Below are 6,245 nucleotides of genomic sequence, written 5' to 3'. Positions count from 1 at the left end.
AGGTGTGGGTGGGGGCGGCGGTCGTCGTTGCCGCGCCCGAGGCGATCGTCGCCGCGGCGGGCGGTGCGCTGTTGCAGACGGATGTGATCCTGGCGGTCGGCTGCGCGATGCTGGTGGGCTACTTCGTCGCCACCGTGGCCTTCGGGCCGGATCTGGCGACGTGGAGGTACCGCGCGTGGCTCTTCGCGAAGGTCGCTGCGACCACGCTGGCCGGCATCGGGGTAGCCGCGATCGCAGTGGCCGGGGTCTTCGGGTTCGTGGTGGCCCTGCCGATCGCGGGGGTGGCGGCGGTGTCGGCTGTCGGGACCGCGCTGCTGCGGCGCGGGATCCGCGGCGGCTCGATCGTGGTGATAGGGACGTTCCTCGTCGTGGGCGACGTAATCGGGCGGTACCACTTCCAGCTCGCGTCGGATGACCGGATCGTGCGGGTCGCCGCGATCTCGGCGTTCTCGATCGCGGCGATCAGCGCGGCCCTTTGGGCGCTCTCGGTCGTCCGCGAGCGCGAGTGAACGACAACCCGCGTGAGCCCCGACGAACGCCATGACGCTGTGAACGCCACGACGCGTGAGCGACGACGCCGTGAACGCCTCGACGAACGCCACGACGCGGCAGCCGCGACGGCAGACAGCCCCGTGAAGCCCAGGATGAATGACAGCGCGCGAACGCACGACGCAAGAACGCCACGGCGCAAGAACGCCACGGCGCGTGAGCCACCGTGAAGGGCAGCGCGCCGTGAACGCCACGTCGCGTGACGCAACGGCGCGCGGCGCCACGTCGCGTGACGCCACGGCGCGCGGTGCCACGTCGCGTGACGCCACGGCGCGCGGCGCGTCTGAGCCGACTGCCGATGAGGGCATCGATCTGAGCAGCAGCGTGAGCGGACGGCGGTCCTCCGGCGGTGCTCGCTACCGCCGGAAGACATTCGCCGGAGGCGCTACAGCCGGCGCATCACCGTGACCACGCGGCCGAGCACGATGGCGTTCTCGCCGGGGATCGGGTCGTAGCTGGGGTTGCGCGGCATCAGCCAGATCTCGTGGCGGTCGTCCTCGTGCGTGATCTTCAGCTGCTTGACCGTGGCCTCGCCGTCGATCATGGCGGCGACGATCTCGCCGGACTCGGCGCTGGGCTGCTGGCGGATGACGACCGTGTCGCCGTCCATGATGCCGGCCTCGATCATCGAGTCGCCGACGACGGTGAGCGCGAACAGCGTGCCGTCGCTGACCATGGCGCGGGGCATCGGGATGAGCTCCTCGATGGACTCCTCGGCCAGGATCGGGCCACCGGCGGCGATGCGGCCGACCAGCGGGACGAACTCCATGGCGCCGACGGATCCGCCGAGCGCGCCGAGGGCGGCCATCGCGGACTGGGCGCTGGCGGCCATGGTGCTGCCGAGGTTGGACAGCGCGGACTGGGTGCGGCTGACCGCGCCCGCCGGCTGCTGCTCGCCTCCGTTGCCCGACCCGGAGACCACGCCGCTCGCCCCCTGGCTCTGCGCCATCCGGGCGCGCCAGGCCTGGGTCGGGTCGCTCGGGCCGCGCACGATGTAGGCGCGCGGGCGGTTCGGGTCGCGGCGGATGAAGCCCTTTGACTCCAGGACCACCAGCTGGTGGCGCACCGAGGAGGTGGAGTTCAGGCCGACCGCCTCGCCGATCTCGCGCATCGACGGCGGATAGCCGCGGCGGTCGATCGAGTCCTGGATGACCTCGATGATGCGGCATTGACGGTCCGTCAGCCGCAGGGCGAGGGGAACCTTCGTCACCGCCTCGGCCTCCCCGACGGCGGAGCGCGCCGCCTTTGTCGTCTTCGCGCCGGCCGCGCCACCCGCTCGTCCCGACGGCTTGTCAGCCGAGCCCTTGCGCTGCCGCACGACGCCTTGTCCGCTCATCTCGGATCAATCCCCTTCCCTTCACTCGACCACGGTAGCCGAGGCCACCGACAAGCGCCCAACACTTGTTCGAACGAGACGCCGTCGAACTCGTCCACCGCACCGTGGTCCGGGTCAGGGTCCATTGCCTCCCAGGAGCAATCTTGCGCCATCCGGGCGGAAAATCCGGGCCCGGACGGCCGATTTCATCCTCTCGAAGGAATTTGCGCCGAACACCCTTGCGGAATTCACCGGAACTGCTCGCGCCGTACGGTCGGGTCACCGCCGCCGACCGGCCCGGATCGCGCAGCGTAGCCGGATCGGCGGTCGGCGGGTCCGGTGACACAGGGCTGAACGGGGGAACCGCGGGTTGCACAGACGCTCGGCGGAGGACTACCGTGGCACTACATCTTGTGGGAACCCCCGGCGGAACACCTAGTACTTGTGGTATCAACGCAAGTGCAGGTTGTCATGACCGCAGCGGGTGCCCGGGATGACGCGGTCGTCCGAGGCCGTCGGAGTCGTTGATCGAAGGGAAGTGAACGGGCGTGTACTGCCCCTTCTGCCGCCATCCGGATTCCCGCGTCGTCGACTCGCGCACCACGGAGGACGGCACGGCGATCCGCCGCCGCCGGTCCTGTCCGGAGTGCGGCCGGCGCTTCACCACCGTCGAGACCGCAGCCCTGCTGGTGGTCAAGCGCAGCGGCGTCACCGAGCCCTTCAGCCGGGACAAGGTCGTCGCCGGCGTGCGCAAGGCCTGCCAGGGCCGGCCGGTCACCGAGGACCAGCTCGCGCAGCTCGCCCAGCGGGTCGAGGAGGCCGTGCGCGCGTCCGGCGCAGCGGAGATGCCCTCGCACGAGGTGGGGCTGGCGATACTGGGCCCGCTGCGCGAACTCGACCTCGTCGCCTACCTGCGCTTCGCCTCGGTCTACCAGGCCTTCCAGTCGCTCGACGACTTCGAGAAGGCCATCGCCGAGCTGCGCCTGCAGGGCGCCCAGAACTGACTTCACCAAGAAAGCACAGCGAGCACGACCGGCATATCTGGCACGAACGGCACGACAACTGGCGCGAAACGCCGTCACACAGTCGAGATCGTCGATGACTCAGCGCGACAGCGGGGAAGCTGACCGCGCTCCGGTTTGTTGACCTCTAATGGGAGAGAAGGGGCTATGACGGAGACCATCAGCAGCGGGACGACTCCCCGCCGGAGCAGCGGCAAGAAGGGAGCGGCGGTGCCTAACCAGAGCAGCGGTAAGAAGACGGCGGCCAAGGCCCCGGCCGCCGCCAAGGTCGGCCAGCCGGGCCACGGGCTGCGCATCGAGCGCGTCTACACGACGGCGGGCGTGCACCCGTACGACGCGGTGAACTGGGAGTCCCGCGACGTCGTGATGACCAACTGGCGGGACGGCTCCGTCAACTTCGAGCAGCGCGGCGTGGAGTTCCCCGACTTCTGGTCGGTCAACGCGGCGAACATCGTCACCACCAAGTACTTCCGCGGCGCCCTCGGCACGCCGCAGCGCGAGACCTCGCTGCGCCAGGTCGTCGACCGCGTCGTGCAGACCTACCGCAAGGCGGGCCAGGAGCACGGCTACTTCGCCGGCGACGAGGACGCGGAGATCTTCGAGCACGAGCTGACGCACATGCTCATTCACCAGGTCTTCTCCTTCAACTCGCCGGTCTGGTTCAACGTCGGCACCGCCAGCCCGCAGCAGGTCAGCGCGTGCTTCATCCTGTCCGTGGACGACACCATGGACTCGATCCTGAACTGGTACCGCGAGGAGGGGCTGATCTTCAAGGGCGGTTCCGGCGCCGGCCTGAACCTCTCCCGGATCCGCTCGTCCAAGGAGCTGCTCTCCTCCGGCGGCAACGCCTCAGGGCCGGTCTCCTTCATGCGCGGCGCCGACGCCTCGGCCGGCACCATCAAGTCCGGCGGCGCCACCCGGCGTGCCGCGAAGATGGTCGTCCTGGACGTCGACCACCCGGACATCCGCGAGTTCGTGCAGACCAAGGCGCGCGAAGAGGACAAGATCCGCGTCCTGCGCGACGCCGGGTTCGACATGGACCTCGGCGGCGCCGACATCACCTCGGTCCAGTACCAGAACGCGAACAACTCGGTCCGGGTGAACGACGAGTTCATGCGCGCCTACGAGCAGGGCGCCGAGTACGGCCTGACCGCCCGCTCCGACGGCTCGGTCATCGACACCGTCGACGCCAAGGACCTGTTCCGGCAGATCGCGACGGCCGCCTGGGAGTGCGCCGACCCCGGCCTGCAGTACGACGACGTCATCAACGACTGGCACACGAACCCGAACACCGGCCGGATCACCGCGTCCAACCCGTGCTCCGAGTACCTGTCGCTGGACAACTCCTCCTGCAACCTGGCCTCGCTGAACCTGCTCAAGTTCCTCAAGGACGACGACACCTTCGACCACGGGCTGTTCACCAAGGCCGTCGAGCTGGTCATCACCGCGATGGACATCTCGATCTGCTTCGCGGACTTCCCGACCGAGGCGATCGGCCAGACCACCCGCGACTTCCGCCAGCTCGGCATCGGCTACGCCAACCTCGGCGCGCTGCTGATGGCGACCGGCCACGCATACGACTCCGAGGGCGGCCGGGCCATCGCCGCCGCGATCACCGCCCTGATGACCGGCACCGCGTACCGCCGCTCGGCCGAGCTGGCCGGGATCGTCGGCCCGTACAACGGCTTCGCGGTCAACGCCGAGCCGCACGCCCGGGTGATGCGCAAGCACGCCGAGGCCACCGGCCAGGTGCACACGCTCGAGGAGTTCGACAAGGCGATCCTGGACGCCGCGAAGGCCGAGTGGGCCGACTGCCTGGAGATCGGCGCCGTGAACGGCTGGCGCAACGCCCAGGCGAGCGTGCTGGCCCCGACCGGCACCATCGGCTTCATGATGGACTGCGACACCACCGGCGTGGAGCCGGACCTGGCGCTGGTCAAGTTCAAGAAGCTGGTCGGCGGCGGCTCGATGCAGATCGTGAACAACACCGTGCCGCGCGCGCTGCACCGCCTCGGCTACCCGGAGGAGCAGGTCGAGGCGATCGTCGCCTACATCGCCGAGCACGGCCACGTGGTCGGCGCCCCGGCGCTGCGTCCGGAGCACTACGAGGTCTTCGACTGCGCGATGGGCGAGCGCTCGATCGCGCCGATGGGCCACGTGCTGATGATGGCCGCGATCCAGCCCTTCATCTCGGGTTCGATCTCGAAGACGGTCAACCTGCCGGAGTCGGCGACCGTCGAGGACATCGAGCGGATCTACTACGAGGGCTGGAAGCTCGGCCTCAAGGCGCTCGCCGTCTACCGCGACAACTGCAAGGTCGGCCAGCCCCTGCAGGACGCCAAGGGCGCGAAGAAGGAGGCCGCGGCCAAGGAGGCGGCGGAGAAGGACCGGCTTCGCCGGGCTCAGCAAGGCATCGGCGGCACAGAGTACGAGGCCGCGGCCGAGTCCGTCGTCGCGCAGGTCGCCCCCGTCGTCCAGACGGTCATCGAGCGCCGCCCGACCCGCAAGCGGCTGCCCAAGTCGCGCACCGGCTCGACGACGTCGTTCTCGGTGGGCGGCGCCGAGGGCTACATGATCGCCAACTCCTACCCGGACGACGGCCTCGGCGAGGTCTTCCTGAAGATGGCGAAGCAGGGCTCGACCCTCGCGGGCATGATGGACGCGTTCTCCATCGCCATCTCGGTGGGCCTGCAGTACGGCGTGCCGCTGGAGACCTACGTCTCGAAGTTCACCAACATGCGCTTCGAGCCGGCCGGCCTGACCGAGGACCCGGACGTGCGGATGGCCCAGTCGATCCTGGACTACATCTTCCGCCGCCTCGCGCTGGACTTCCTGCCCTTCGACGTCCGCGCGGACTACGGGATCTACTCGGCCGCCGAGCGCCAGCGCCAGCTGGAGACCGGCTCGTACCTGCCGGCCGACGCCGACACGGACTTCACCGAGCTGGCCCAGTCCGCGCCGATAGAGCGCCACGCCCCGAGCAAGGCCGAGCCCGAGGCCGAAGCCCCGGCCGCCGCCGCGCAGCCGGCCCCGACCTCCGCCGCGCACTCCTCGATGGAGCTGCTGGAGGCCAAGCTGGGCCACGCCGCCGACGCGCCGCTGTGCGCCAACTGCGGCACCAAGATGCGCCCGGCCGGCTCCTGCTACGTCTGCGAGGGCTGCGGCTCGACCAGCGGCTGCAGCTGACGGCCCGCCCGCCCGAACGCCGGGCCCCGCGCATCCGCTCCCGGGTGCGCGGGGCCCGGCGCGTTTCTCTCCGTTCTCCCTGAACGGAAACGGCCGGATACTCGCAGAGTTCGAAGATCGTTGCTGGTGACAGCTGGGTTGCGATCGTTGTACGAGTCGGACCCGCCCTGGAC

Annotated in this window: 4 protein-coding genes; 3 read left to right on the top strand and 1 reads right to left on the bottom strand. The window is 69.8% G+C overall.

The window, feature by feature from the left end; all coding sequences use genetic code 11:
• Positions 1 to 509 (top strand): hypothetical protein (locus KDK95_RS25975; RefSeq protein WP_212520914.1); only part of this gene is annotated, 509 nt, incomplete at its 5' end.
• Between the two features lie 425 nt (positions 510 to 934).
• Here KDK95_RS25975 and lexA read toward each other — a convergent pair.
• Positions 935 to 1,885 (bottom strand): transcriptional repressor LexA, encoded by a 951-nt coding sequence (gene lexA, locus KDK95_RS38365; protein ID WP_212520913.1) that lies wholly within the window; start codon positions 1,883 to 1,885, stop codon positions 935 to 937.
• Between the two features lie 527 nt (positions 1,886 to 2,412).
• Between lexA and nrdR the strand changes: the two genes are divergently transcribed.
• A complete protein-coding gene (nrdR, locus tag KDK95_RS25965) occupies positions 2,413 to 2,868 on the top strand; it encodes a transcriptional regulator NrdR (protein WP_212520912.1) in 456 nt (151 codons plus the stop codon).
• 165 nt (positions 2,869 to 3,033) lie between these two features.
• Positions 3,034 to 6,072: a vitamin B12-dependent ribonucleotide reductase gene (locus KDK95_RS25960; protein WP_212520911.1), complete on the top strand. Its 3,039-nt coding sequence runs from the start codon at positions 3,034 to 3,036 to the stop codon at positions 6,070 to 6,072.
• The last annotated feature ends 173 nt before the right edge of the window (positions 6,073 to 6,245 follow it).

The organism is Actinospica acidithermotolerans (genome assembly GCF_018139625.1).
In the GTDB taxonomy this organism is placed as follows: Bacteria; Actinomycetota; Actinomycetes; order Streptomycetales; family Catenulisporaceae; genus Actinospica; species Actinospica acidithermotolerans.
Note: the sequence above shows the minus strand (reverse complement) of the source record. Positions and strands in the feature narration are given on the sequence as shown.